Source organism: Shewanella sp. GutDb-MelDb (genome assembly GCF_002836075.1).
Taxonomy (GTDB): Bacteria; Pseudomonadota; Gammaproteobacteria; order Enterobacterales; family Shewanellaceae; genus Shewanella.
Genome location: NZ_PJBM01000260.1, coordinates 36,665 through 62,258, shown reverse-complemented (window position 1 = coordinate 62,258; position 25,594 = coordinate 36,665). Strand labels below are relative to the sequence as shown.

General features: G+C 43.8%; 21 protein-coding genes. 16 read left to right on the top strand and 5 right to left on the bottom strand.

Annotation, left to right across the window (positions count from 1 at the left end; translation table 11 throughout):
- Positions 1–88: 88 nt before the first annotated feature.
- Positions 89–1,756 (bottom strand): energy-dependent translational throttle protein EttA, encoded by a 1,668-nt coding sequence (ettA, locus tag CXF82_RS19505; protein WP_101090587.1) that lies wholly within the window; start codon positions 1,754–1,756, stop codon positions 89–91.
- A gap of 508 nt (positions 1,757–2,264) precedes the next feature.
- On the opposite strand from ettA, the gene glyA reads away from it, so the two are divergent.
- The 9 genes from glyA to CXF82_RS19460 all read left to right on the top strand — a co-directional run bounded on the left by glyA (position 2,265) and on the right by CXF82_RS19460 (position 9,861).
- A complete protein-coding gene (gene glyA, locus CXF82_RS19500; protein ID WP_101090588.1) occupies positions 2,265–3,521 on the top strand; it encodes a serine hydroxymethyltransferase in 1,257 nt (418 codons plus the stop codon).
- Between the two features lie 124 nt (positions 3,522–3,645).
- The gene (gene nrdR, locus CXF82_RS19495) at positions 3,646–4,095 is read left to right on the top strand and encodes a transcriptional regulator NrdR (RefSeq protein WP_101090589.1); all 450 of its coding nucleotides are present in this window, start codon (positions 3,646–3,648) and stop codon (positions 4,093–4,095) included.
- Between the two features lie 46 nt (positions 4,096–4,141).
- Positions 4,142–5,263: a bifunctional diaminohydroxyphosphoribosylaminopyrimidine deaminase/5-amino-6-(5-phosphoribosylamino)uracil reductase RibD gene (gene ribD, locus CXF82_RS19490; protein ID WP_102038262.1), complete on the top strand. Its 1,122-nt coding sequence runs from the start codon at positions 4,142–4,144 to the stop codon at positions 5,261–5,263.
- 4 nt (positions 5,264–5,267) lie between these two features.
- The gene (locus CXF82_RS19485) at positions 5,268–5,933 is read left to right on the top strand and encodes a riboflavin synthase (protein ID WP_102038261.1); all 666 of its coding nucleotides are present in this window, start codon (positions 5,268–5,270) and stop codon (positions 5,931–5,933) included.
- A gap of 147 nt (positions 5,934–6,080) precedes the next feature.
- The gene (gene ribBA / locus CXF82_RS19480; protein WP_101090592.1) at positions 6,081–7,184 is read left to right on the top strand and encodes a bifunctional 3,4-dihydroxy-2-butanone-4-phosphate synthase/GTP cyclohydrolase II; all 1,104 of its coding nucleotides are present in this window, start codon (positions 6,081–6,083) and stop codon (positions 7,182–7,184) included.
- A 145-nt stretch (positions 7,185–7,329) separates the two neighbouring features.
- Entirely contained in the window at positions 7,330–7,806 is a 477-nt protein-coding gene (gene ribE / locus CXF82_RS19475; RefSeq protein WP_101090593.1) for a 6,7-dimethyl-8-ribityllumazine synthase, read from the top strand.
- A gap of 14 nt (positions 7,807–7,820) precedes the next feature.
- Entirely contained in the window at positions 7,821–8,228 is a 408-nt protein-coding gene (gene nusB / locus CXF82_RS19470; protein WP_101090594.1) for a transcription antitermination factor NusB, read from the top strand.
- A 179-nt stretch (positions 8,229–8,407) separates the two neighbouring features.
- On the top strand, positions 8,408–9,367 hold the full coding sequence (gene thiL / locus CXF82_RS19465; RefSeq protein ID WP_102044792.1) for a thiamine-phosphate kinase: 960 nt from the start codon (positions 8,408–8,410) through the stop codon (positions 9,365–9,367).
- On the top strand, positions 9,367–9,861 hold the full coding sequence (locus tag CXF82_RS19460) for a phosphatidylglycerophosphatase A family protein (RefSeq protein ID WP_102038260.1): 495 nt from the start codon (positions 9,367–9,369) through the stop codon (positions 9,859–9,861). Before thiL ends, CXF82_RS19460 begins: the two co-directional genes overlap by 1 nt.
- Before the next feature lie 71 nt (positions 9,862–9,932).
- On the opposite strand, the gene recN is transcribed toward CXF82_RS19460, so the two are convergent.
- Positions 9,933–11,594, bottom strand: coding sequence for a DNA repair protein RecN (recN, locus tag CXF82_RS19455; protein ID WP_101090596.1), 1,662 nt, complete (start codon positions 11,592–11,594; stop codon positions 9,933–9,935).
- Positions 11,595–11,866: 272 nt separating this feature from the next.
- Positions 11,867–12,823: an AEC family transporter gene (locus tag CXF82_RS19450; RefSeq protein ID WP_102038258.1), complete on the bottom strand. Its 957-nt coding sequence runs from the start codon at positions 12,821–12,823 to the stop codon at positions 11,867–11,869.
- A gap of 145 nt (positions 12,824–12,968) precedes the next feature.
- Between CXF82_RS19450 and CXF82_RS19445 the strand changes: the two genes are divergently transcribed.
- Positions 12,969–13,871, top strand: coding sequence for a LysR family transcriptional regulator (locus tag CXF82_RS19445; protein ID WP_101090598.1), 903 nt, complete (start codon positions 12,969–12,971; stop codon positions 13,869–13,871).
- Positions 13,872–13,979: 108 nt separating this feature from the next.
- Here CXF82_RS19445 and CXF82_RS19440 read toward each other — a convergent pair whose 3' ends face one another.
- The gene (locus CXF82_RS19440) at positions 13,980–14,585 is read right to left on the bottom strand and encodes a YjaG family protein (protein ID WP_102044782.1); all 606 of its coding nucleotides are present in this window, start codon (positions 14,583–14,585) and stop codon (positions 13,980–13,982) included.
- Positions 14,575–17,382 carry a two-component sensor histidine kinase BarA gene (gene barA, locus CXF82_RS19435; protein WP_102044781.1) on the bottom strand — a complete coding sequence of 936 codons (2,808 nt, stop codon included), beginning with the start codon at positions 17,380–17,382 and terminating at the stop codon, positions 14,575–14,577. The genes CXF82_RS19440 and barA overlap by 11 nt, the downstream gene beginning before the upstream one ends.
- Before the next feature lie 98 nt (positions 17,383–17,480).
- On the opposite strand from barA, the gene rlmD reads away from it, so the two are divergent.
- The 6 genes from rlmD to ftsB all read left to right on the top strand — a co-directional run bounded on the left by rlmD (position 17,481) and on the right by ftsB (position 25,562).
- Positions 17,481–18,818, top strand: a complete 1,338-nt coding sequence (gene rlmD, locus CXF82_RS19430) for a 23S rRNA (uracil(1939)-C(5))-methyltransferase RlmD (protein WP_102044780.1) — start codon at positions 17,481–17,483, stop codon at positions 18,816–18,818.
- A 137-nt stretch (positions 18,819–18,955) separates the two neighbouring features.
- Complete coding sequence (gene relA, locus CXF82_RS19425; RefSeq protein WP_101090602.1) at positions 18,956–21,169, top strand: GTP diphosphokinase; 2,214 nt, start codon at positions 18,956–18,958, stop codon at positions 21,167–21,169.
- A 24-nt stretch (positions 21,170–21,193) separates the two neighbouring features.
- A complete protein-coding gene (gene mazG, locus CXF82_RS19420) occupies positions 21,194–21,997 on the top strand; it encodes a nucleoside triphosphate pyrophosphohydrolase (protein ID WP_101090603.1) in 804 nt (267 codons plus the stop codon).
- 116 nt (positions 21,998–22,113) lie between these two features.
- Positions 22,114–23,751, top strand: coding sequence for a CTP synthase (locus CXF82_RS19415; RefSeq protein WP_101090604.1), 1,638 nt, complete (start codon positions 22,114–22,116; stop codon positions 23,749–23,751).
- 128 nt (positions 23,752–23,879) lie between these two features.
- Complete coding sequence (gene eno / locus CXF82_RS19410; RefSeq protein ID WP_102044779.1) at positions 23,880–25,175, top strand: phosphopyruvate hydratase; 1,296 nt, start codon at positions 23,880–23,882, stop codon at positions 25,173–25,175.
- Positions 25,176–25,265: 90 nt separating this feature from the next.
- Positions 25,266–25,562, top strand: coding sequence for a cell division protein FtsB (gene ftsB / locus CXF82_RS19405; protein ID WP_101090606.1), 297 nt, complete (start codon positions 25,266–25,268; stop codon positions 25,560–25,562).
- The last annotated feature ends 32 nt before the right edge of the window (positions 25,563–25,594 follow it).

The following is a 25,594-nucleotide window of genomic DNA, read 5'->3' as shown; positions in this document are numbered from 1 at the left end:
GATGTGGCAGAAAAATACGGAGTAGATTTAGATTGTAGAAATAAAAACAGAGACCTAGGTCTCTGTTTAACAGTGGATAATTGAAGTGTTACTTACTCATTCGTTTGTATTTTAAGCGATGAGGCTCAACAACGTCAGTGCCCATTTCTTCTTTTAACCAGGTTGAATACTCGGTGTAGTTACCTTCATAGAAGTTCACTTTACCTTCATCACGATAATCGAGAATATGCGTCGCGATACGGTCAAGGAACCAACGGTCATGCGAAATCACCATGGCGCAACCAGGAAACTCTAGTAGCGCTTCTTCAAGTGCTCGTAGTGTTTCAATATCGAGGTCGTTGGTAGGTTCATCGAGCAGTAGCACGTTGCCACCGGCTTGTAACAGTTTGGCTAAATGCACACGGTTACGTTCACCACCCGATAAGGTGCCAATGATCTTTTGCTGATCGCCACCACGGAAATTAAAGCGGCCAACATAGGCTCTGCTTGATATTTCAGTGTTGTTAATTCGCATAATATCTTGGCCGCCAGAGATCTCCTGCCAGACGGTGTTCTTGTCATTCATCGAATCACGGAACTGATCTACTGAAGCAATTTGTACCGACTCACCGACTTCAACGCTGCCGCTGTCTGGCTGTTCTTCGCCAGAGATCATTTTGAACAGTGTTGATTTACCTGCACCGTTGGCACCGATAATACCGACAATCGCCCCTTTAGGGACGGCAAAGCTCAAGTCATCAATTAACACCCGGTCGCCGTAGGATTTTGTCAGGTGATTGATTTCAATCACCTTGTCACCTAAGCGTGGTCCTGGTGGAATAAACAGCTCGTTGGTCTCGTTACGCTTTTGATAGTCATTGGTATTAAGCTCTTCAAAGCGAGCCATACGTGCTTTGCCTTTTGATTGACGTCCTTTAGCACCTTGGCGTACCCACTCCAATTCTTTAGCGATGGTCTTTTGACGAGCGCTTTGAGTTGCAGATTCTTGCTGTAAACGAGCATCCTTTTGCTCTAACCATGAAGAGTAGTTACCTTCCCATGGGATCCCTTCACCACGGTCGAGCTCTAAAATCCAACCCGCCGCATTGTCGAGGAAATATCTATCGTGGGTAATTGCCACGACAGTCCCCACATAGTCTTGCAGAAAACGCTCTAACCAAGCGACTGATTCAGCATCTAAGTGGTTGGTGGGTTCATCAAGCAGTAGCATGTCTGGTTTTTCAAGCAGCAGACGGCAAATAGCCACTCGGCGTCTTTCACCACCCGATAGCACTGCAATTTTTTCATCCCAATCAGGCAAGCGCAGTGCATTAGCAGCGCGCTCTAAAACGACATCAAGATTATGAGCATCTTGTGATTGGATGATGGCTTCGAGTTGGCCTTGCTCTTTAGCGAGTGCATCAAAGTCAGCATCTGGCTCTGCATAAAGCGCGTAAACCTCATCGAGTCTTACGAGGGCATTTTTGGCATCGGAAACCGCTTCTTCAACAGCTTCACGAACCGTCTGATTTAGATCAAGTTTTGGTTCTTGCGGTAAGTAACCAATCTTTAGGTCTTGCATTGGTCTTGCTTCGCCCTCAATTTCGGTATCGAGACCGGCCATGATGCGTAGCAGAGTTGATTTACCTGAACCATTGAGCCCTAACACACCAATTTTGGCACCAGGGAAAAAGCTTAAGGAGATATCTTTTAGAATTTGCTTTTTAGGCGGAACAATCTTGCCCACTCTAAGCATGCTGTATACAAACTGAGCCATTTTATTTCTCTTTGACTGGGAATGGCAGCAATTCTACTCGAATCACCGCCTAACTTAAATCTGATCTTTATCTTAGGCGCAGCTTAGTTAAATAAAAGTACTGTTCTACATTTGGGGATTGGCTAATATCTCCAAAAATAACCGTTACTGAGGGGCATACTAGATTGTATTTTATATATTGATACTGGACGGAGGAGTAATGAATAACAGAAAGACATCGCGTATCGGTGTTATTGCCATTATGGGCCATTAAATGATGTCAGGGCTGGAGTGTTTGCAGAACAGAGTTTTCTAGATTTACACCACAAAGTAATGAATCAATAGATTAAAGGCGTTTTTTCTATGTAATACAATCGTTGAGCAAGTTTACGGCGTCTATTTGCTATTGTTGAAATATCGCTCATGGGAAATTGCAAGTAATTTCATGTTTCTAATGCTGGGATTGTGATCAATTGCGCTGTATCATACCGCGCAACCCTACTATAAGAATTTACAGCTGGAGTAAATAATGCTGAAAAAAGACATGAATATCGCGGATTACGATCCACAATTGTTTGCAGCGATTGAAGATGAAACTCGCCGTCAAGAAGAGCACATCGAACTTATTGCTTCAGAAAACTATACGAGCCCACGCGTTTTTGAAGCTCAAGGTTCTCAGCTTACTAACAAGTATGCCGAAGGTTACCCTGGTAAGCGTTACTATGGTGGCTGTGAGCATGTTGATATTGTTGAAGAACTCGCAATATCTCGTGCTAAAGAGTTGTTCGGTGCAACGTATGCTAACGTTCAGCCGCATTCTGGTTCACAAGCTAACGCAGCCGTATTTATGGCCCTTCTTCAAGGTGGTGACACGGTTCTAGGTATGAGTCTTGCTCACGGTGGTCATTTGACTCACGGCTCACATGTCAGCTTCTCTGGTAAGCTCTATAATGCGGTTCAGTACGGCATTGACGAGTCAACGGGCAAGATTGATTACGCTGAAGTTGAGCGTCTAGCGGTTGAACATAATCCTAAGATGATTATTGCGGGTTTCAGTGCATACTCTGGCATTGTTGATTGGGGCAAGTTCCGCGAAATCGCCGATAAAGTAGGTGCTTACCTATTTGTTGATATGGCGCACGTTGCAGGTCTTGTTGCTGCGGGTATCTATCCAAACCCACTTCCACACGCACATGTTGTGACAACGACAACGCATAAGACATTAGCGGGCCCTCGTGGTGGTTTGATCCTTTCTGCTATCGATGATGAAGCTATTTATAAAAAGCTAAACTCAGCGGTCTTCCCTGGTGGTCAAGGCGGTCCTTTGATGCATGTTATCGCTGCTAAAGCAGTTGCATTCAAAGAAGCGCTCGAGCCAGAGTTCACGACATACCAAGAGCAAGTGGTGGTAAACGCAAAAGCAATGGCTCGCACGTTTATTGAACGTGGCTATGATGTTGTTTCTGGTGGTACTGATAACCACCTGTTCTTGCTTGATTTGATCAGCAAAGATATTACCGGTAAAGAAGCTGATGCAGCGCTCGGTAATGCCAACATTACTGTCAACAAAAACTCAGTACCTAATGACCCGCGCTCACCATTTGTGACATCTGGTCTGCGTATTGGCTCACCTGCGATTACTCGACGTGGTTTTGGTGAAGAAGAGTCTGTGCAGCTGACTCACTGGATGTGTGATGTACTTGATGATATTACAGATCTTGCTGTTAGCGAGCGTGTAAAAGCACAGGTTCTTGAATTGTGCGCTAAGTTCCCTGTTTACGGTTAACCTTAAGCGTTAAATCAGGTAAACTTTAATGGCCGCATTTATGCGGCCATTTTTGTTGGTAATTGATAATGATTTTTTATTAAATCGTTTATATAAGTCGTTTTAATACCTGACCGGAGGCTAGATGCATTGTCCATTTTGCAGCGCAACAGACACTAAAGTGATTGATTCGCGACTTGTCGCAGATGGCCATCAGGTACGTCGTCGTCGAGAGTGTGTGCAATGCCATGAGCGCTATACTACATTTGAAGGTGCTGAACTGGTGATGCCTCGTGTGGTTAAACAAGACGGTAGTCGTCAACCTTTCGATGAAGATAAACTGCGTGGTGGCATGCTTCGAGCGGTAGAGAAAAGACCGGTATCGATGGACCAAATCGAGCAGTCCTTAACTAAAATTAAGTCGATGCTGCGAGCGACAGGTGAGCGTGAAGTTAAATCAGAGATGATAGGTAACTTGATGATGGACCAATTGGTCAACTTAGACAAAGTGGCTTATATACGCTTTGCATCCGTTTACCGCGCGTTTGAAGACGTGTCGGAGTTCGGCGACGCTATCGCGAACTTACAGAAGTAGTTATACCCCCTTATTACCCAATTGATTAATCGGAACTCATTTCACTATGTGGTCAACTGAAGACAATCAAATGATGAGTCTTGCTATTGAATTAGCGCAAAAAGGACTCTATACCACCCGACCAAATCCTTGCGTTGGTAGTGTATTAGTTAAAGACGGCGTGATTGTGGGAGAAGGTTACCATATCCGTGCTGGTGGCCCCCATGCCGAAGTCTACGCACTTAACATGGCCGGTGATGATGCCATTGGTGCGACCGCGTACGTCACATTAGAACCGTGCAGCCATTATGGTCGAACTCCACCTTGTGCCAAGGCCTTGATCGAAAGCAAGGTTAGCCGCGTTGTTATTGCCGTTACGGACCCCAACCCACAAGTCTCTGGTCGTGGTATTACCATGCTCCGTGATGCAGGCATACAGGTTGACGTTGGTTTATTAACCGATGCAGCTAAACAGGTTAACCTCGGTTTTTTGAAGAGAATGGAGCAAGGGTTACCTTGGGTGACGGTAAAGCTTGCGGCGAGTCTTGATGGTAAAACGGCACTATCAAACGGTGAGTCTAAATGGATCACAGGGCCAGAAGCTCGCAGAGATGTGCAGCGGGTACGTGCAAGACATTGTGCACTCATTACTGGCGTTGAAACGGTTTTGGCCGATAACCCGAGTCTAAATGTACGACATAGTGAACTGGGTTCTTTATCAAATGAGATCGCGCCAGCAGAACTACATCAACCGATGCGTGTAGTATTAGACAGCCAAGCACGGCTAGGTACTGACCTTAAGATGTTTAGTATCAACAGCCCGATTTTACTTATTAGCACTTGTGACTACCCTGATAAGGTGAAGTCGGCATGGCCGGCCCATGTTAGTCACCAAATATTACCCGCCAAAGATAAGCGGGTAGACCTTAGTGCCTTGCTGGTATTTCTCGGTAAAAGCTGTAACTCGGTGTTAGTTGAGGCCGGTGCAACACTCGCTGGTGCATTTGTTAGCGCGCTATTAGCGGATGAAATTATTTTATACCAAGCAATGAAAATACTCGGTGCTCAGGGGCGAGACTTACTTGCTTTGCCTCCATTTGAGGCGATGTCCCAAATACCCAGTATTAATGTAATAGATGAACGAAAAGTGGGTAAAGATACTCGCTTGACGTTAAGAATGAGTAATTAACTTTATGTTTACCGGAATTATTGAATCTGTAGGTCATTTACGAAAAGTTGAACGTCGTGGCGATGATATTAGATTAACAGTTGCAAGCGCTAAGCTTGATTTGTCGGACGTTAAGCTCGGTGACAGCATTGCCACCAATGGTGTGTGCCTTACTGTTGTAGAGCGGCTAGCAGATGGTTATGTTGCGGACATTTCAGCCGAGACAGTCAGCCTTACCGGGTTTGCACATTACGCTGTCGGCACCTCGGTTAACTTAGAGAAAGCCGTGACGCCAACAACACGCTTGGGTGGCCATATGGTCAGTGGTCATGTAGATGGCATGGCGCGTATTGATGACCGTCAAGTTCGCGGTCAGGCAATTGAATTTTGGTTATCACCTCCCGTAGAGCTGGGTCGCTATATCGCCCATAAAGGGTCTATTACTATTGATGGTGTGAGTTTAACGGTTAATGAAGTGCAAGGGCATCGATTTAGACTGACCATAGTGCCGCATACAGCAGGTGAGACTACCTTAATAAATTTGAAGGCTGGCGATAGCGTTAATATTGAAGTTGACCTCATTGCTCGCCACTTAGAAAGATTGATGAACTATTCATCAGAGCATGAAAAACAGCAACCTAAGTCCGAAGTTACTATGGAACTGTTAGCTCGCTCAGGTTTTTTACGTTAAATACTGGCTTAAGGCTATTTTAAAGATAGAATTTATCTTTAGAAGCTCCAAAAAAATAATCATATAAATTTATATACTGTTTTGCCACGATAGGCATAAAGGTTAGCAACCTCACTTAATGCAGTAATACAAAATAAAGGTCTGAACATGTCGCTACATAGTATAGAAGAGATCATCGAAGATATTCGTCTAGGCAAGATGGTTATCTTGATGGATGATGAAGATAGAGAAAATGAAGGCGACCTTATTATGGCTGCTGACATGGTGACGCCAGAGGCGGTTAACTTTATGGCGATGTTCGGTCGCGGTCTTATTTGTCAAACCTTGACTAAAGAACGCTGCGAACAGCTAAACCTGCCTTTAATGGTCACCAACAATAATGCCCAGTTCTCAACCAACTTTACAATGTCTATTGAAGCGGCTGAAGGTGTCACAACGGGTATTTCAGCGCAAGATCGTGCCGTCACGGTAAAAGCTGCAGTTGCCAAAGATGCTAAGCCTAGTGATATTGTGCAACCTGGCCACATATTCCCATTGATGGCAAAAGAGGGTGGCGTGCTCATCCGTGCCGGTCATACTGAAGCGGGCTGTGACTTAGCAAGATTAGCAGGTTTTGAAGCTTCATCAGTCATCGTTGAAATTTTAAAGGACGATGGCACCATGGCGCGTCGTCCAGATCTTGAAATTTTTGCTGAAAAGCACGGATTAAAGATGGGCACTATTGCTGACCTAATTGAATACCGCAACACTAAAGAAACCAGTGTTGTACGTGAAGCGCAATGTAAGCTACCAACCCGTTTTGGTGAGTTTGATATGCTGACTTTCCGTGACACTATCGATAATCAATTACACTATGTATTAGTCAAAGGTCCGGTTACAGAGAACATACTTGTACGTGTTCACCTACAAAATACCTTTAACGACCTTTTACATTCCGAGCGCGATCAGCAACGCAGTTGGCCACTAGAAAAAGCAATGCAGCGCATTAGCGAAGACGGTGGCGTACTGGTACTGCTCGGTCATCAAGAGCATAGCAGTGATATTTTAGCCAAAGTTAAAGCATTTGAAGCTGAAGATAACGGCAGTGCACCTATTACAGCTAAGTGGCAAGGAACCTCACGTCAAGTGGGTGTTGGCTCGCAAATCCTAGCAAATGTAGGCGTGACATCAATGCGGTTACTTAGCTCACCAAAGCGTTATCATTCACTATCAGGCTTTGGTTTAGAAGTAACTGATTATATAGCAGAATAAAATACTATCTTGGGTTGGAAAATCATCCAAGGGGTAATTTAACACTTTTCTTATAAATTGCATGGGGATCAGCGTTAACGGCTGTGGTATCATACCGCCTCTTCCGCCCCCATGCTGGGTAATTAGCTAATTTTAGGTAAGATAAATGCACATAGTTCAAGGTAATATCGAATCGAAAAACGCAAAAATTGCGATCGTAGTTTCACGTTTTAATAGCTTTGTTGTAGATAGTTTACTTAGTGGTGCGGTAGACACTCTTAAGCGTTTTGGCCAAGTTTCAGATGATAATATCACTGTAATTAAAGTGCCTGGCGCTGTTGAACTGCCACTTGCTGCACGTCGTGTTGCGGCAAGCGGAAAATTTGACGGAATAATCTCACTTGGTGCGGTTATCCGTGGCGGTACACCTCATTTTGATTTTGTTGCAGGCGAATGTAATAAAGGTCTAGCTCAAGTTGCACTTGAATTTGATATTCCTGTTTCATTCGGCGTTTTAACCACTGATACTATTGAACAAGCAATTGAACGTTCAGGTACTAAAGCAGGCAACAAAGGCGGCGAAGCTGCTTTGGGTCTGTTAGAGATGGTTAACGTGCTGCAAGCACTTGAAGAACACCTGTAATCTAGGACAATTTAATGAAGCCTTCAGAGCGCCGAAAGGCACGTCGTTTAGCGGTTCAGGCCATTTACTCTTGGCAGCTAAGTGGCAACAATATTGCTGATGTTGAGCATGAGTTTCTAACTGAACAAAATGTTGATGGTGTCGATATAACTTACTTTCGTGAGTTATTAGCGGGCGTAGCAACTAAGAAAAGCCAATTGGATGAGCTAATCATTCCATTTTTGACTCGTCCTTTGAATGAAGTTGACCCTGTCGAAAAGGCGATTGTTCGTTTAGCAACTTATGAGCTGACTTTCCGCAAGGATGTTCCTTATAAAGTAGCAATTAACGAAGCTATCGAGCTTGCCAAAGCATTCGGCGCTGAAGATGGACATAAGTTCGTTAACGGTATTCTGGATAAGCTAGTCGCAAGAACGAAATAGTAAAAACGGCATCTTCGGATGCCGTTTTTGTATGCCTAAAAAGAGAATAACAGTTGCATGATCCGTGGCTGGCATTTAATAGCAGAACACATCTAACGTAACTAAAATCATAGCTAAGATCCTCTTACTATTAGCTCCTCTTTTTTCCTCAAACCACTTCTTAATTTGTGATTGGTATTGTGAAAGAATTTCAATTAATCGAAAGCTTTTTTACTGGGCGTGCCCAGTCTCGAAAAGACGTTGCACTTGGCATTGGTGATGATTGCGCCATTGTTGAACCCGCTGCAAATAAATCTGTTGTGATATCTTGTGACACCTTAGTGGAAAACGTGCATTTCTTTGCTGATATGCCTGCAAAAGATCTGGGGTATAAGTCGCTAGCGGTGAATTTATCCGATCTGGCTGCTATGGGCGCGGAGCCTGCATGGATGACATTGGCGCTAACCTTGCCAGAAGTCGACGAAAATTGGTTGGCAGATTATAGTGAAGGCTTGTTTGAAATTGCCGAATACTATGGCGTAGCACTTATTGGCGGTGATACTACTCGTGGTCCCCGCTCAATCACCATTACCATTAATGGCCAAGTGCCTAAGCATGCGGGTCTGACTCGTAGCGGCGCAAGAAATGGAGATTGGATCTACGCTACCGGCACATTAGGTGATTCAGCTTTAGGGCTAGATCTACTGCGTGGAAAAGCGGATTGTAATGAAGACGATAGAAACTATCTTATTAATCGTCATTACCGGCCAACTCCAAGGGTATTAGCGGGGCAAGCACTGCGCACGCTGGCATCGAGTGCCATTGATATTTCAGATGGTTTAGTCTCTGATATCCGACATGTACTGAAAGCCTCGAATATTGGCGCGACAATCAATGTCGATAAGCTGCCTTTATCTCCCCAGCTCAAAGCCAATGTCTCAGCTGAGATGGCGCTAAGCTATGCATTAACGGGTGGTGAGGATTATGAACTACTCTTTACTGTCTCTGAAGCCCAAAAAGGCGCACTAGAGATCGCATTGGCTGAGACGGGTGTGAAGTTTACTAAGATTGGTCAAATTTGCACGGGTGGCAAGTTGAAATTGTTGTTAGATAAACAGCCATTTGAGCCCATTAACCTCGGATTTGAGCACTTTAATTGATGAATTTACTTTCAAAAGATAAAGCACTAACCAAGCTGTCTCTTAAAAATCCTATTCATTTTTTGGCATTAGGATTTGGCTCAGGTTTAGCCGCAAAGGCGCCAGGTACATTTGGTACGCTTGCCGCCATACCGCTCTACTTATTAATGGCACCATTGAGCTTACCTTGGTATATCGGCTTGACGCTTTTTACCGTCTTAATCGGCTTTTATATATGTGATAAAGCCGCTAAAGATATGGGCGTGCATGATCACGGTGCTATTGTTTGGGATGAGATTGCCGGTTTACTTATCACCATGATAGCGGCGCCAGCGGGTTGGCAATGGTTACTGGCCGGTTTTGTGTTGTTTCGCTTTTTTGATATTTTGAAACCATGGCCGATTCGTTGGCTGGATGCAAAAGTGCAAGGTGGTTTTGGGATTATGATTGATGATGTACTTGCAGGGATATTTTCCTTGATTTGCTTACACACCGCAGCTCACTACTTGATTTAGGTCGTGAGTGTGGCATTAAAAAAGGAGCTATTGTTAGCTCCTTTTTTAATGGTTGTTTTACGCAAGTTCATTTAACTAAACAGCAGCTCTTTAGCATTGGCAATCGTATTACTGGTAATGGTGTCACCTCCCAGTAAGCGAGCTAACTCCTCAATTCGCTGGTCTTTATCTAGGGCGACCATGGATGTTTCTGTTTTACCAGATTTACTGGTCTTATTAACAAACATATGTTGATGGCCATTACCGGCAACTTGCGGTAAGTGGGTCACGCAAAATACTTGAGTCGATTCCCCTAAACTCCGCAGCATCCGGCCGACGACAGCCGCCGTTGGACCTGATATCCCCACATCTACTTCATCAAAAATGAGTGTTGGAGTCGCGACTTTTTTAGCGGTAATAACTTGTATGCCAAGGCCTATTCGAGAGAGTTCTCCGCCTGAGGCCACTTTAGCAATGGGCTGCAAAGGTTGACCTGGATTGGTGGTCACGAGAAACTCAATAGCATCGGAGCCTTGAGGGCTAATGACGGCTTGATTAAAGTTGACTGCGATACTGAATTTACCCTTAGGCATGCTCAGCTCATGAATCGATTGAGTCACTTTTTTATCGAGTTCTTTAGCGTAGCGGCCACGACTAAGGCTTAGTTTTCGTGCGTGATTCAAATATGCCTGTTGGCTATTTTGCAGTTGATTGCGGATCTCTTCAAGTTTGTCCCCGTCCGATCCAAGCTCATTGAGTTCATTCAACAGACCTTGATGGTGAGCAAACAATTCACTGGCATTGACATGGTGTTTGCGCGCCAGTTGCAGTGCTTTAGAGATCCGAAGCTCTAATTGTTCAAAGTATTCAGGGTCGAGTTCTAAACCTTCTAAATACCGTTCAAGCTCGCTACTACTCTCTTGTACTTGAATAAGTGCATCATTAAGCATGGCGACAACGCTGCCAAGTTCGGCATCATAACTTTCTAAATCTTGCCCCTGACTTATAGAGGTATTTAATAATGACTCAACACTCGCTTGATCATTGTCCTGCAAAATATTTAATTGGCTACGGCATAGCTCGATTAATGCCGTGCTGTTGGCGAGTTTTTTATGTTCAGCCTCTATGGTTTCAAACTCGCCTTTAGCAATGGCAAACTCATTGAGTTCTTCGACCTGGTATTGCAGTAACTGTTTACGAGCAAGCCTTTCATGCTGCGCTAACTCTAATTGATGTAACTGTTTTTCAACCGTTTTACATCTCTGATAACTCGCCGCTACAGTGTCGAGTAGCATCTTATGGTTGGCGTAACTATCGAGTAAAGTAAGCTGGTGCTCACTTTTTAGCATCGCATGGTGAGCGTGTTGGCCATGGATGCCAATCAGCAGTTGTCCGAGGCATTTTATCTGTGCAAGTGGGACTGGATTACCATTGATATATGCGCGTGAGCGGCCATCATTATTGATGGTTCGTCTTAAGATACACTCATTATCTAGTTCGAGATCATTGTCTTCTAACCAGCGCTTTGCGAGTGGAATATCAGATAATGAAAAGCGTGCACTTACCTCCGCTTTGGTGGCGCCAGGCCGAATGGCATTAGCGTCGGCTCGATTACCTAGGCACAAGCCTAATGCATCTATAGCAATAGATTTACCCGCGCCGGTTTCACCAGTGATACTGGTCATGCCGGCTTTAAAATCGAGTTCCAAAAAACGCACAATAGCAAAATTATTAATGCTGAGTTGGCAAAGCATAGTGATGTCCTATCCCAATACACTGTATTAATGAACAGTATATACTGTTTTTTTATACAGTAAACTATCAGTTGGAAAATTAATCGATATCGGCAACTTTTTTCATCTCTAATTACCGCGCCCTATAAGCTAAAAGCTAATCAATACAGTTAGATGGGAATTATTCATTAGCGGGTTAATAAATTTAGCTAGTGCACTCTCTCACTATGCAGAAGTAAAAGTTGCTAGAACCAAGGTTTAGCAAGGCGGGCATTTAAATTAAGCATCGAATGTTAACCCAATAGATAAGCTTCTAATAACGGTAAAGTAATAAAGGTGACAAGGGTACCCAATAGTATTCCCTGAGCACTGGTGATGACTTGAGTTTGGTACCGTTGTGCAAGTAGGTAGACACTGGCAGCAGTCGGCAGCGCCGCGAGTATGACGCCCATAGCAATCAATTGTGGATCAACATCTAGGCTAAACATGATCAAGTAAGTGACTAGAGGCTGAAAAATCAGTTTAATGGCATTGATAGCACTAATCTCTGTGAGCTGTTTCAGGCTAATAATATGTGTTGAAGTTTGGTGTTGAGCTGATTTAGCGAGCACCATACCGATGGCAAACAGTGCACAAGGGCTCGAGGTCATACCCAGTTGACGAATGATGAGGGCGATACTATCAGGCAAAGTAATTGTCATTGCGGATAGGACTATCCCAACCATACTACCCACTACAATAGGGTTGTGCATTAAGGCGAGGCTAATGATTTTTGCCGCTGAGCTGCTTTGCTTGCGGCCAATCATTTCCAATGACACGAGCGCGATGGCAAAAATTAACACCGATAATAGACTGGCAATAGCGGCTGCGGCGAGTGCCGTTTGATTATTGGGAAACAACATCGCCATTAAGGGAATACCGATAAAAGCAGTATTGCCAAAGGTGGCGTTGAGCGCTCGCATAGACGCGACTGCGTTTTGAGATGGATTGGTCCAACGCGAGACGAGAAAGGTGATCGCGTAGCTGGTTAGCATGGCGCCACTAAACCCAGCGATATAACCCCAGTGCAGTATGTCGTTGATCGGGGTTTGTGCCAATGTGATCAGCATAATGGCCGGAAACGCAATATAGTACACATATTGGTTTAAAACTTGATCGGTCTCAGCAGGCAGCAGTTTTGATTTTTGCACCAAAGTGCCAATCAACATGATGCCAAATACAGCGAGTAGTGGCGTTATAACAGCTGACATATTTTCTCTATTAACTTGTCTACAATATACGTAAAACACGCATAAAATTGAGTTAGAACATTATCATATTTACGTTTTGTTATACTATTAATCTTAGGTCGTAGCCGATCCCCTTTTTATGTTTTAAACGCTTGGGTTTATATTGATGAATAGTAATTTTGGTTTGGAATTACAGCTGATCTACCAATTTGTTCATTTAGTTAATGCAGGGAGCTTTTCCCAAGCCGCTAAAGAGCTGGAGATGCCAATTGCAACGGTGAGCCGTAAGTTGACTAAATTGGAAACACAGCTCGATAAGCAGTTGTTGATGAGGAACACTCGCAAGCTGCGTCTAACAGAGGAGGGCATAGCGCTGTTTCAGCAATATCAGGCCATAGTATCTCAGTTTGACAGTATCAGAGGCGCTGCGGTGGATAAGCCTGAAGGTACCCTTAGAATAGCGGCTCCGGTGTCAATTATTTCGATGATTTTCATCCATGCCATTAACGAGTTTTGTGAAAAATTCCCAGATATACAGCTGCATATAGTACAAAATAATAACGTAATCGATCTTATAGATGAGGGGGTTGATGTTGCTATTGTCGGTGGCACCCAACCAGATTCTTCTTGGGTGTCGAGCTCTCTTGGCGTGCTTAATTATGGTTTGTTTGCCTCGTCGCAGTATATGGATAAGGCACCTAGCTTGTGCCATCCAAGCGATTTAGAACAACACGCGTTGATTAAAGTATGGCCTTTGTTTAACTGGACTTTAAAGCACCCATCGGGAGAGAACTTTTATTATGATGGACCTGCAAAACTGACGTTAAGTGAGTTAAATGGCGCAGTGCAGGCCGCTGTAGATCATGGTGGGGTTTTATATGGCCCAGCACTTTTTGTGAAAAACCAGCTTAAGAGCGGCCAGTTGACAACGCTATTACCTGAATGGATTGGTGAGAAAAGGCGGATTTCAATCTTGTATCATCAACGCAGTCATCAACCTTTGAAGGTTAAGCTCTTTATCGAGTTTATGCAGTCCAAAGCGGAGCAATTGTTCTCGATGGACAGTTAAGGGAACAACTATCACCTTGAATTAAGCGTATTCTATACCCACGTGATCCTGATTTTACAAATGGCATGAGTATAAGAGTCGCTTTAATAAAGCGACTCTTTTGCGGTACTAATCTGCTGCGCTGACGCCAATATTTGATATGCTGACGGTGACAATTTCTCGGCGTAACTCTTTGATGAAATCGGCTTTGAGGTGTGGGTTCTTTTCGATGGTTTGCAGAAGATCTTCTTGCATCTCTTTTTCTTCAACCATGACTTCATGGTTAAAAATATAATCATCTAATTCTGATTCTTTATCAAAATCTTGCTCGCAGGTTGCTTCAATATAGTTGGCAACCGTAGCTGACGAGAGCTTACTGATATTAGTGATATCTTCTTCAACTTTACTTTCTAGTGCGCTTAGCAAAGAGGTTAAGGCTACCGCTGCATCTAGTGCTGGATATACACCGTAGACGTCAAAATCAGCAGGCTCTGGCGTATTTTCTTCTATACGTTCCATTTGTAGCTCTAAATTTAGTTTCAGTTTATTGTCGTACATTGACTGCCAAAGCAGGTTGAGCAGTGTATCGAGCACCTTCGGGTTGCCAAATTCACACACTTCAGAAAAAAGCTGATAATTGGGTAGCATGCGCTGGCATAATGCAATAGCAAAAAGTTTCTTTTGTGCTAGTGTTAGCCCTTTTAAGCGTTGAAAAAAGCCCGGTTTATTTGTCATCTTTTATTTCCACTGATAGCTGGGTGATCACTTGATTAGCGGCTGATTCTACCTTAGTTAACTCATCAAGTAACTCAAGGATTTCAGGTTCTACATCTTCTACAGTAACACCACGCTTTAACCCTGACTCTATCTCCTGACAAAGTTGTTGGGTGGTCGGCACGCCACAATAACAGCTTGCACCGTGTAATTTATGAATACAGGTAAGCATGTTTTGCTGATCAAAATTCGTGAGTGCACTATTGATATGCTCCACCGTCTCTGGCAGTGACTTTAACAACATCTTCAACATTTCAATTGCTAAGTTTGGCTTGTTATTTGCCTGCGTCAAACACAGTTCCCAATTTAAGGTGCGCTGATCAAAGTGGGTGAACTTGGGTTTGTTTTTCCATTTGCGGATCACCTCCTTCAGTGCTGCCTCATCGATAGGTTTGGGTAAGTAGCCATCCATACCACTCGATGATATACGCTCTCGCTCTTCAGCTATAGCGTGGGCGGTCACTGCTATAATGGGCGTATTGCGATTAGCTGAATTTTGTCTTATTAGTTTAGTGGCGCTAATGCCGTCAGTGCCTGGCATTTGAATATCCATAAAGATAAGGTCAAAACTGCGTTGTCTTGCAATTTCTACCGCGGCATCACCATTATCGACAATGAGCACTTGGGTCACTAGCTCTTTTAGTAATGTATCCATAAGCTTTAAATTAGCAGGGTTGTCGTCAACTGCCAGTACGGTTAAGTTTTCTCTCACCTCGGGGGCCGACATTATTGCAGGCATTGGCAATACTTCGGCTTCAAGTGTAGATTGTTGATCGATCAAGCTACTGGACAGTCGCTTCTCACCGATAGGCATCGTGAGTTGCTTGTCGATATAGGGACGAATTTGAGTGAAGATATCCTCACTTTCGACGCAATTGTTTATCAGCATTAAGTAACTTATTTTAGGTTTAGCCACTTTGAGCAGCTCAACACCGTTGCCGCCAGTCGCGAGCGGTTTACAACTAAAGAGCCCATAATCAAACAAGTGATTTGACTGAGTCACAATAAATTCGAGCTGTTTACTGCTGGTCACCTTAGTGACTTTAAGACCCCAGCGTAGCAGCATACGTTCAATGGCATGCTGTGATAACGGATTAGGTTCGAATAGTAAAATGCTTTTATTCTTAAGCGTACCAATTGGTAAGGTATCGCTGATGGGGAATTGGCTTAAGTTAAGAGGTAAGGAAAACCAGAAGGTTGAGCCTTGTTGTAGCTCTGAATTACAGCCTATTTGGCCACCCATTCGATTAACCAAACGCTTGGTGATCACCAGTCCAAGACCCGTACCACCAAAGCGCCTTGAGATAGAAGAATCTGCTTGGCCAAAAGCTTGGAATAATGCGGCCAGTTTTTCGGCATCAATACCGATACCTGTATCAATTATCTCAATACGGACACGCGCTTTACCGTCCGCAATCTCTTCAAGTTGCATCTTAAGCTGCACACTCCCCCTGTCGGTAAACTTAATTGCGTTGCCGACTAAATTCGTCAGGATTTGGCTAAAACGCATCGCATCGCCAGTAACATCCTCTGGAATACGTGGGTCAACATCGATCACCAACTCAATCTGTTTTTCTCGTGCACTGCTAGACAACATAGTGACGGTTTCTTCGACTATTTCACGCAGAGAAAATGGCATGTTTTCCAATACCATTTTACCGGCTTCTAGCTTAGAAAAATCCAAAATATCGTTGATGATACTGAGTAGGCTCGTGGCGCTGCGCTCAATGGTACGAATATAGTCTTGCTGACTGGAGTGTAATGGGGTCTTTAATAACTGTTTTGCAAAACCAATGACGCCATTAAGTGGGGTGCGTAACTCATGGGACATGTTGGCTAAAAATTCAGACTTAATCCGGCTGGCTTCTAGCGCCCGCTTTTTGGCCATATCAAGCTCAACGTTTTGGATCTCAATTTGTTCGAGTGTCTCTCGTAAATCAGATGTGGCTTGGTCAATATTTTGCTGCATCTCATCATGGTATTCCGACAAGGAGCCTGCCATGGCATTAATACCGCGTTTAAGCAGATCCAGCTCACCAATGAGGTTTCCGGTTAAACGGGTGTCGAGTTTACCTTCTCGAATTTTGGCAACCACTCGTACCATTTCAGTAATGGGTTGGGTTACGTTTTTAACCAGTCGGAAAGTAAAAAATAGATTCAGCTGCACCCCAATCAATACAATAATAAACGCCGCCACAGCGGCGCGATGTTGCTCAAGCAGCGCATTCTCTTTATTGATCAATATCGATATGTAGCCGAGTTTAACGGCCTCTATTGAGATCCTATTGTCATTCTCATCGAAGGTATCGACAGGTCGCACTGCACTGTTTTTGAAAATCGGGCTGCGTAAAATCATACTGTCACCGACTTGCTCAAGTTCAGTTCTTAGCATCGAACTTAGCGGTTTGTCGTAACGCATGACTTCATGATTTTTATAATGATGCGAGGTGACGACGACACGGTTGTCGACATCAAAAATAGCAATAAACTGTACTAAAGAGGCTTTGTTGAGCTGAGCGGCGGTGATTAAGCGCTTTGTGGTTTCAAAATCTTTACTGTCTAAACCGACCTCTGCCGCAATGGCTAAAGGCTCGATGATACTACTCGCTTGATCTATGAGCGTTTCTTCAAGTTCATAAAATCTATTTATGGTAAAATAGCTTCCCAATAAAATACCCACTAAAATAGTTGGAGCTAACGCCAATACCAGAACCCATGAACGCAGGCTGTACTTGGTCATATTGTTGGCTTCATTCATGAGACGATTGGGTTACCGATAAATATAGTGAGAGTATTCGATAGACTGCCAGTAACAGCCTGTGTTGGCCAGTTTTTTTTATCTATTTAGAGAGTAACATGGCACAATTTTTTAAAGCAAAACCAAATAGATCTAAACAATTATCCTCAAAGTTATCTTTGGCTGTAACCCAGCTGGATCATCTCGGTGCAGGCATTGCTCATGATCAAGGGAAGATTGTGTTTATAAGCGGTGCACTTCCTGGCGAAACGGTTCAAGTCCAGTTGACTGAGCAGAAAAAGAAGTTTTCTAGAGCAAAACTGTTAAAGGTTGAAAAACCATCAAGCGAGCGTGTCGAGCCTGCGTGCCCGCATTATGCTAGCTGTGGCGGTTGTGATTTACAGCATCTAGATATAGAGGCTCAACGAGCACACAAAGCTCGAGCATTGCAGGAATTGGTCGCTAAATTTGCTCAAACTCAGGCAAGTGAAGTCTGTGATACATTGAGTGATTCGCCTTGGCACTATCGTCGAAGAGCGCGCTTAGCGACTTGGTTTGATCGAAACACCAAACATATTAGTTTAGGGTTTCGGGCCAGTAGTAGCAGCGACGTCGTAGAGATCCAATCCTGTGCTGTAATGACAAAACCACTATCGGGGTTGATCCCTGATCTGGCTTACTTATTAAATCAGCTCAGCGGCAAAAAAGCGTTAGGGCATGTAGAATTGACCCAGGCTGACAACGGCATTTTTGTAGTATTACGTATTACCAAGGCGTTATCGGATAAAGACAGAGAACGTTTGGCTGTATTCGGTGAGAGCAAGGCGCTCAATCTGGTGTTGCAAGACGATAATGCCGAGACTGAACATCTTAGCGGCAATGGTGAACAACCATTCTATTGTTTGGGTGACAGCGATACTGAACTTAAGTTTTCAGCGGGTAACTTCATTCAAGTTAACGCAGCGGTTAACCAAGCAATGGTCAAGCAAGCGGTAGACTGGCTTAACCCTCAAGCAGATGAGCGGGTGCTTGATCTGTTTTGTGGTATCGGTAATTTTAGTTTGCCATTAGCTAAAAGTGGCGCTGAAGTTATTGGTGTTGAAGGGGTGCCAGCCATGGTGGTTCAGGCAGCGCTTAACGCGCAGCATAGTGGTTTAGATAAAGTGTCCTTTTTTCATGCCGATTTAAGTGCGGATTTGTCACAAGAACCATGGTTAGGCAAAGTGGATAAGATGCTGATTGATCCTGCAAGAGCGGGGGCTTATGAAAGCATGTTATCGCTAAAGAAGCTTAAACCTAAGGCATTGGTTTATGTCTCTTGTAATCCTGCAAGCTTAGCGCGTGATAGCGAAGTGATATTAAAGCAAGGTTATGCACTTAAAAAGATAGCCTTGGTGGATATGTTTCCACAAACACACCATTTAGAATCAATGGCATTATTTGAACTCGATAAATAGACAACTTTAGTTACGATTGTCAGCGTTTGTTTATTGACAATATACGCTCAATGCTGAAGATAGAAGGTCTGAATTTTAATGGTTTGGACTGATGTTTTTGGTTTAATCCACTTCGAGACGTAAAGGAATAATAGACGATGGTATCAGTTCGCGAAGCACATTTTAACGACCCTCACTTTCAACTAGAAGAGTGGGTAAAACGTTATATTAGTGATTCCAACGAAGCCAAAACTCTTTTGGAGTTGATAGAGCAGGTTGAGTTATTAGTGGGCCAAAATAAAGAGGCCAACCTTCCTGTACTGCAACGTGCTCGAGAGATGATTGAAATCCTTGCACCTTTGAATATGGATATTGAAACGCTGCAAGCTGCCATTTTGTTTGTTGTTTTTGATGCAGACTTAATCACTCAAGAAGACATTCAAGAGCGCTTTGGCCCAAAACTTGAAGTTTTGGTCTCCAGTGTGGAAACCATGAATGCCATTGGTGCGCTAAAAGTTAACAATCAAACCCGCCATGGTGAGCCGCAAATAGACAACATTCGTAAAATGTTGCTGGCGATGGTTGAAGATGTGCGTGCCGTGGTGATTAAGCTTGCTGAGCGTATTTGTTTGCTGCGGGAAATTAAGAATGCCGATGAAGACGTAAAGGTACTTATTGCGAGAGAGATTGCTGATGTGTATGCACCGTTGGCAAATCGTCTTGGTATTGGGCAGTTGAAATGGGAGCTTGAAGATATCTCTTTTCGCTACCTGCATCCGCAAACTTATAAAGATATCGCCAAGCAACTTGATGGTAAACGCCTCGATAGAGAAACCTTTATCGACGACTTTGTGAGCCAGCTGCAAGCGCGTTTAGATCAGGACGAGATCCGAGCCAAAGTGTATGGCCGTCCAAAACATATCTACAGCATCTGGAAAAAGATGAATGGCAAGCAACTCAAATTTGATGAGTTGTTTGATGTTCGAGCGGTAAGAATTGTTACCGACAGACTACAAGATTGCTATGGAGCATTGGGTGTTGTACATACTCTTTGGCATCATATTCCGCGTGAATTCGACGATTACGTCGCTAACCCTAAGCCGAATGGTTATCAGTCGATTCACACTATTGTGGTGGGGCCTGAAGGAAAAACAGTCGAGATTCAAATCCGTACTGAACAGATGCACGAAGATGCTGAATTAGGTGTCGCCGCCCACTGGAAATATAAAGAGGGCAGTGCAAGTAGCAGTGGCAAGCAAAGCGGCTATGAAGAAAAGATTAACTGGTTACGTAAAATCCTACAGTGGCAAGAAGATGTCGCTGAAAGCGGTAACCTCGTTGAAGAGGTACGTAGCCAAGTTTTTGAAGACCGTGTCTATGTATTTACCCCTAGTGGCGAAGTTGTTGATCTTCCGCTAGGTTCGACGGTGCTGGATTTTGCTTACTATATTCATTCGCATGTCGGACATAAGTGCATTGGCGCCAAGGTTGACGGCCGTATCGTCCAGTTTACTTACCAAGTTGAAACAGGGCAGCGGATTGAAATCATTACTTCTAAAAATCCAAATCCGAAAAGAGATTGGCTTAATCCTAATCTAGGCTATATCAAAACGTCACGGGCACGCTCTAAGATCCAACATTGGTTTAAGCAACAAGATAGAGACAAAAACATTGTTGCAGGCCGTGAAATGCTTGAAAACGAACTGGCGCGCACTAACTTAAAACTCAAAGACGCTCAATCCGCCGTGGAACGATTTAACATGGTCAGCATGGACGATCTCCTTGCCGGGATCGGTGGTGGTGATGTTCGTCTTAATCAAGTTGTTAACCATGTTCAAAGCAAGTTGCGTACTCACGAGCAGTCTGACGAAGAGGTACTAGAAGATCTTGTTAAAAAGAGTCACAGCAAACCGGCCAGAAAAGGCCAAGGACAGGTAGAGGTTAACGGCGTAGGCAATTTAATGAGCCACATTGCTAAATGTTGTCAGCCGGTCCCCGGTGATGAGATTTTCGGTTTCATTACTAAAGGCCGTGGTATCTCGGTGCATCGCGCCGATTGCGATCAAGTAAAAGAGCTTATTCGCGCCCAACCAGAACGTTCTGTTGATGTTGTCTGGGGAGAGAACTACTCCGGCGGCTACAAAATTCGTTTACGAGTGATTGCAAGTGATCGTTCGGGATTGCTTAGAGATCTGACATCTGTACTTGCTGCGGAAAAGTCTAATGTTCTTGCAATGAGCTCATCGTCAGATGTCAAAACGCAAACAGCAGCCATTGAACTTGAGCTTGAACTGTACAATTTGGATGGTTTATCTCGTGTGATGGCCAAGTTGTCACAAGTCGATGGCGTCAGCGAAGCTCGTAGAGTATAAGCCAACATAAAGTAGGAAAGCTTAATGACTAAGCCAGTGGGAAACATGCAGCCTTTGCTGACGATTATGCAAAAGCTGCGAGATCCTCAATCGGGTTGTGCTTGGGATAAAGCCCAAACGTTTCAATCAATCGTGCCTTTTACTTTAGAGGAAGCCTATGAAGTCGCCGATACCATCGAGCGTATTGCACTTGATGAACTGCCTGACGAGTTAGGTGACCTATTGTTTCAGGTGGTGTTCTACTGCCAACTGGGCAAAGAGCAGGGCATGTTTGATTTTGACACTGTCATTAATCGCATTTGCGATAAGTTGACTCGGCGTCACCCGCATGTATTTACCGACCTCAAAAGCAGTAGTACCGATCAGATAAAACAAAACTGGGAAAAAATTAAGGCATCTGAACGCGCAGAGCGTGAACAACATTCAGTACTAGATGATATTCCTCTTAACCTACCAGCACTTTCTCGTTCGATGAAAATTCAAAAAAGAGTCTCTCGTGTCGGTTTTGATTGGCCTGAATTGCCTCCAGTGGTTGCAAAAATCCACGAGGAGATTGATGAAGTACTGCATGAGGTCAATCAAGACGATATTGATCCTGCTAGAGTTAAAGATGAAATGGGTGATCTGCTATTTGCGGTGGTCAATCTAGCTCGGCACTTGGGAGTTGAGCCTGAAGCTGCATTAAGGCAAGCAAATCAAAAGTTTGAAAGGCGCTTTAGAGGGGTTGAAACTAGTGCCGAAGCTAACGGTAAGCCGATGAGTGAACACACATTAGCAGAATTGGATAGCTATTGGGATCAAGTGAAACGAGCTGAGTCGGACAAATAAACTGAATTTTAGGTTAATTCTAGTTTGTCGAATCCGCTATGCTTTGGTATAATATTTCCCCGTCCTCGTGCTTTCTTACAAGCACATATTTCCAACTCATTTTTCTCAGGTTCAGAATGACTACAAGGTATATCTTCGTTACTGGTGGCGTTGTTTCATCACTAGGTAAAGGCATTGCAGCAGCATCTTTGGCTGCAATTTTAGAGGCCCGTGGCCTAAACGTAACCATTATGAAGCTGGATCCATACATTAACGTTGATCCAGGTACCATGAGTCCAACACAGCACGGTGAAGTGTTTGTGACTGAAGACGGCGCGGAAACAGATCTTGATTTAGGTCACTATGAGCGTTTCATTCGTACCAAGATGAATCGCCGTAATAACTTTACTACCGGTCGAATTTACGAAGAAGTATTGCGTAAAGAACGTCGTGGCGATTATTTGGGAGCCACTATTCAGGTTATCCCACATATCACCAATGCAATTAAAGAAAAGGTACTCGCTGGTGGCGAAGGCCACGATGTTGCCATCGTTGAGATTGGCGGCACGGTAGGTGATATTGAATCACTGCCTTTCCTTGAGTCTATTCGTCAACTGGGTGTTGAACTCGGTCGCGAAAGAACACTCTTTATGCACCTTACGTTAGTGCCGTTCTTAGGCGCTGCAGGCGAAGTTAAAACCAAGCCTACCCAGCATTCAGTTAAAGAGCTCCGTTCAATCGGTATCGCTCCTGATGTGTTGGTTTGTCGTGGTGACCGTCCTGTACCTGCAAATGAGAAAGCGAAAATTTCGCTATTTTGTAATGTAGAAGAACGTGCCGTTATTTCACTTAAAGATGTTGATAGTATCTATAAGATCCCTGCTTTGCTTAAAGCGCAGAATCTTGATCAACTGGTCACTAAGCGTTTTGGCATTGATTGTCCTGAAGCTGATTTGCACGAGTGGGAACACGTTATCTACCAAGAAGCGAACCCAACGGGCGAAATCGTTATTGGTATGGTCGGTAAGTATATTGAATTACCTGATGCCTATAAATCAGTTAACGAAGCGTTGAAGCACGCGGGTCTGTTTAATCGTGTATCTGTGCATATTAAGTACATTGATTCACAAAACGTTGAAGCTAAAGGCGACGAAGTCCTTAAAGGTCTTGACGGTATCTTGGTTCCTGGCGGATTCGGTGAACGTGGTATCGAAGGTAAGATCATGGCGGCTAAATACGCTCGTGAGAATAACTTACCTTACTTTGGTATCTGTTTAGGTATGCAAGTTGCGCTGATTGAGTTTGCACGTAACGTTGCGGGCCTTGAGGGTGCGCATTCAACTGAATTCAATAAAGAGACACCACATCCTGTAGTTGGCTTGATCACTGAGTGGACTAACGAAGAAGGTCAGGTTGAAGAGCGTCATGAAACATCAGATCTAGGCGGTACTATGCGCTTAGGTGCGCAGTTATGCCATCTAGAAGAAGGCACAAAAGCGGCTGGAGCCTATAAAGAACTCAGTTGTGTTGAGCGTCATCGTCATCGTTATGAAGTGAACAACAACTACAAAGATCGTCTTGAAAATGCAGGCATGATTTTTAGTGGCCTTTCTTCAGATCGTCAATTGGTTGAAATGATTGAGCTACCAAATCACCCATGGTTTGTAGCGAGTCAATTCCACCCTGAATTTACATCGACACCTCGTGATGGTCAGCCATTATTTGAAGGGTTTATTGCAGCAGCTGCCGCGTATCAGAAACGCGATTTAGGCTAAACCAAAATATCAACCGCTTCCATGTAATGGGAGCGGTTTTTTTGTTTTTGGTGATGTGAGTTTAGATATTACAAATTCGTTTTACTTTTTACTTTAAATTTATCTTTCAAACTTAAATCGAGGGCATTATGGCTAAGATTATTAACATTATCGGTCGCGAAATCATGGATTCTCGCGGTAACCCAACTGTTGAAGCTGAAGTTCATTTAGAAGGCGGATTCATGGGTATGGCTGCAGCACCATCTGGCGCATCTACGGGTAGCCGTGAAGCACTAGAACTTCGTGATGGCGACAAGTCTCGCTACATGGGTAAAGGTGTATTAAAGGCAGTGGCAAACATTAACGGTCTTATTAAAGACGCGTTACTGGGCCAAGATGCAACGGCACAAGCGACAATCGATCAGATTATGATTGATGTTGACGGCACTGAGAACAAAGATAAGTTAGGCGCTAACGCGATCCTTGCTGTTTCTTTGGCTGCTGCAAAAGCGGCTGCTGCATTTAAAGGTATGCCTTTATATGCGCACATTGCTGAGCTGAACGGTACTCCAGGTCAGTACTCAATGCCTGTTCCTATGATGAACATCTTGAACGGTGGTGAGCACGCTGATAACAACGTTGATATCCAAGAGTTCATGGTTCAACCTGTTGGTGCTAAAAGCTTCCGTGAAGCATTACGCATGGGCGCAGAAATTTTCCATAGTCTCAAGAGCGTACTTAAGTCTAAAGGCTTAAACACTGCTGTTGGTGATGAAGGTGGTTTTGCTCCAAACCTTGCTTCTAACGCAGACGCACTTGCTATGATCAAGATTGCTGTTGAAAAAGCGGGTTACAAGCTAGGCACTGATGTCACGCTTGCACTTGACTGTGCTGCTTCTGAGTTCTACAAAGATGGTCAGTATAATCTTGCTGGCGAAGGCAAAATTTTCACTGCAAACGGTTTCTCTGACTTCCTTAAGTCATTAACTGAGCAGTATCCAATTGCATCAATCGAAGATGGCTTAGATGAGTCTGATTGGGATGGTTGGGCTTACCAAACTCAAATCATGGGCGACAAGATTCAATTAGTGGGTGACGATTTATTCGTGACTAACACTAAAATCTTAAAGCGTGGTATCGACAACAATATCGCTAACTCAATTCTTATTAAGTTCAACCAAATTGGTTCACTTACTGAGACTTTAGCTGCAATTCGCATGGCGAAAGAAGCGGGTTACACTGTTGTTATTTCACACCGTAGCGGCGAAACAGAAGATTCAACTATTGCTGATCTTGCTGTTGCGACTTCTGCTGGCCAAATTAAGACAGGTTCTCTATGTCGTAGTGACCGTGTTGCTAAATACAACCAATTACTGCGTATCGAAGAGCAACTTGGCGAAAAAGCACCTTATAACGGCTTAAGCGAGATTAAAGGCCAAGCATAATTTGCTATAAATTTTGAAAAGGCCACCACTCGGTGGCCTTTTTTGTTGTACTATCTGTTTACTATTCCTAGACTCTTTCTATTTAGCATCATGAAACGCCTTCTTCTTGCCTTAATAGTGTTACTTATCTTGCTGCAATATCGCCTTTGGTTAGGGGATAAAAGCCTTGCGGACTCTATTCACCTGCAAGAGCAGATTAAACTACAGCAAGAGAGCAATGCACAATTGGTGGCTAGAAACCAAGTATTAAGAGAAGAAATCAATGATCTACGTAGCGGAACTGAAGCGATTGAAGAGCGAGCCCGTAACGAATTAGGCATGGTTAAAGAGGGAGAGACATTCTTTCGAGTTGTTGGTGGTGACCGCCTCTCAAAACAGAATGATTGATGCTAGATATCAGCTGCTAAGTGGAATTCTTT

Coding starts and splice junctions, on each gene's coding strand:
- ettA (WP_101090587.1), bottom strand. CDS start 1,756: ATGGCTCAGTTTGTATACAGCATGCTTAGAGTGGGCAAGATTGTTCCG.
- CXF82_RS19460 (WP_102038260.1), top strand. CDS start 9,367: ATGAATTTACTTTCAAAAGATAAAGCACTAACCAAGCTGTCTCTTAAA.
- recN (WP_101090596.1), bottom strand. CDS start 11,594: ATGCTTTGCCAACTCAGCATTAATAATTTTGCTATTGTGCGTTTTTTG.
- glyA (WP_101090588.1), top strand. CDS start 2,265: ATGCTGAAAAAAGACATGAATATCGCGGATTACGATCCACAATTGTTT.
- mazG (WP_101090603.1), top strand. CDS start 21,194: ATGACTAAGCCAGTGGGAAACATGCAGCCTTTGCTGACGATTATGCAA.
- CXF82_RS19440 (WP_102044782.1), bottom strand. CDS start 14,585: ATGACAAATAAACCGGGCTTTTTTCAACGCTTAAAAGGGCTAACACTA.
- ribBA (WP_101090592.1), top strand. CDS start 6,081: ATGTCGCTACATAGTATAGAAGAGATCATCGAAGATATTCGTCTAGGC.
- ftsB (WP_101090606.1), top strand. CDS start 25,266: ATGAAACGCCTTCTTCTTGCCTTAATAGTGTTACTTATCTTGCTGCAA.
- eno (WP_102044779.1), top strand. CDS start 23,880: ATGGCTAAGATTATTAACATTATCGGTCGCGAAATCATGGATTCTCGC.
- relA (WP_101090602.1), top strand. CDS start 18,956: ATGGTATCAGTTCGCGAAGCACATTTTAACGACCCTCACTTTCAACTA.
- nusB (WP_101090594.1), top strand. CDS start 7,821: ATGAAGCCTTCAGAGCGCCGAAAGGCACGTCGTTTAGCGGTTCAGGCC.
- CXF82_RS19485 (WP_102038261.1), top strand. CDS start 5,268: ATGTTTACCGGAATTATTGAATCTGTAGGTCATTTACGAAAAGTTGAA.
- ribD (WP_102038262.1), top strand. CDS start 4,142: ATGTGGTCAACTGAAGACAATCAAATGATGAGTCTTGCTATTGAATTA.
- CXF82_RS19415 (WP_101090604.1), top strand. CDS start 22,114: ATGACTACAAGGTATATCTTCGTTACTGGTGGCGTTGTTTCATCACTA.
- CXF82_RS19450 (WP_102038258.1), bottom strand. CDS start 12,823: ATGTCAGCTGTTATAACGCCACTACTCGCTGTATTTGGCATCATGTTG.
- rlmD (WP_102044780.1), top strand. CDS start 17,481: ATGGCACAATTTTTTAAAGCAAAACCAAATAGATCTAAACAATTATCC.
- barA (WP_102044781.1), bottom strand. CDS start 17,382: ATGAATGAAGCCAACAATATGACCAAGTACAGCCTGCGTTCATGGGTT.
- ribE (WP_101090593.1), top strand. CDS start 7,330: ATGCACATAGTTCAAGGTAATATCGAATCGAAAAACGCAAAAATTGCG.
- CXF82_RS19445 (WP_101090598.1), top strand. CDS start 12,969: ATGAATAGTAATTTTGGTTTGGAATTACAGCTGATCTACCAATTTGTT.
- nrdR (WP_101090589.1), top strand. CDS start 3,646: ATGCATTGTCCATTTTGCAGCGCAACAGACACTAAAGTGATTGATTCG.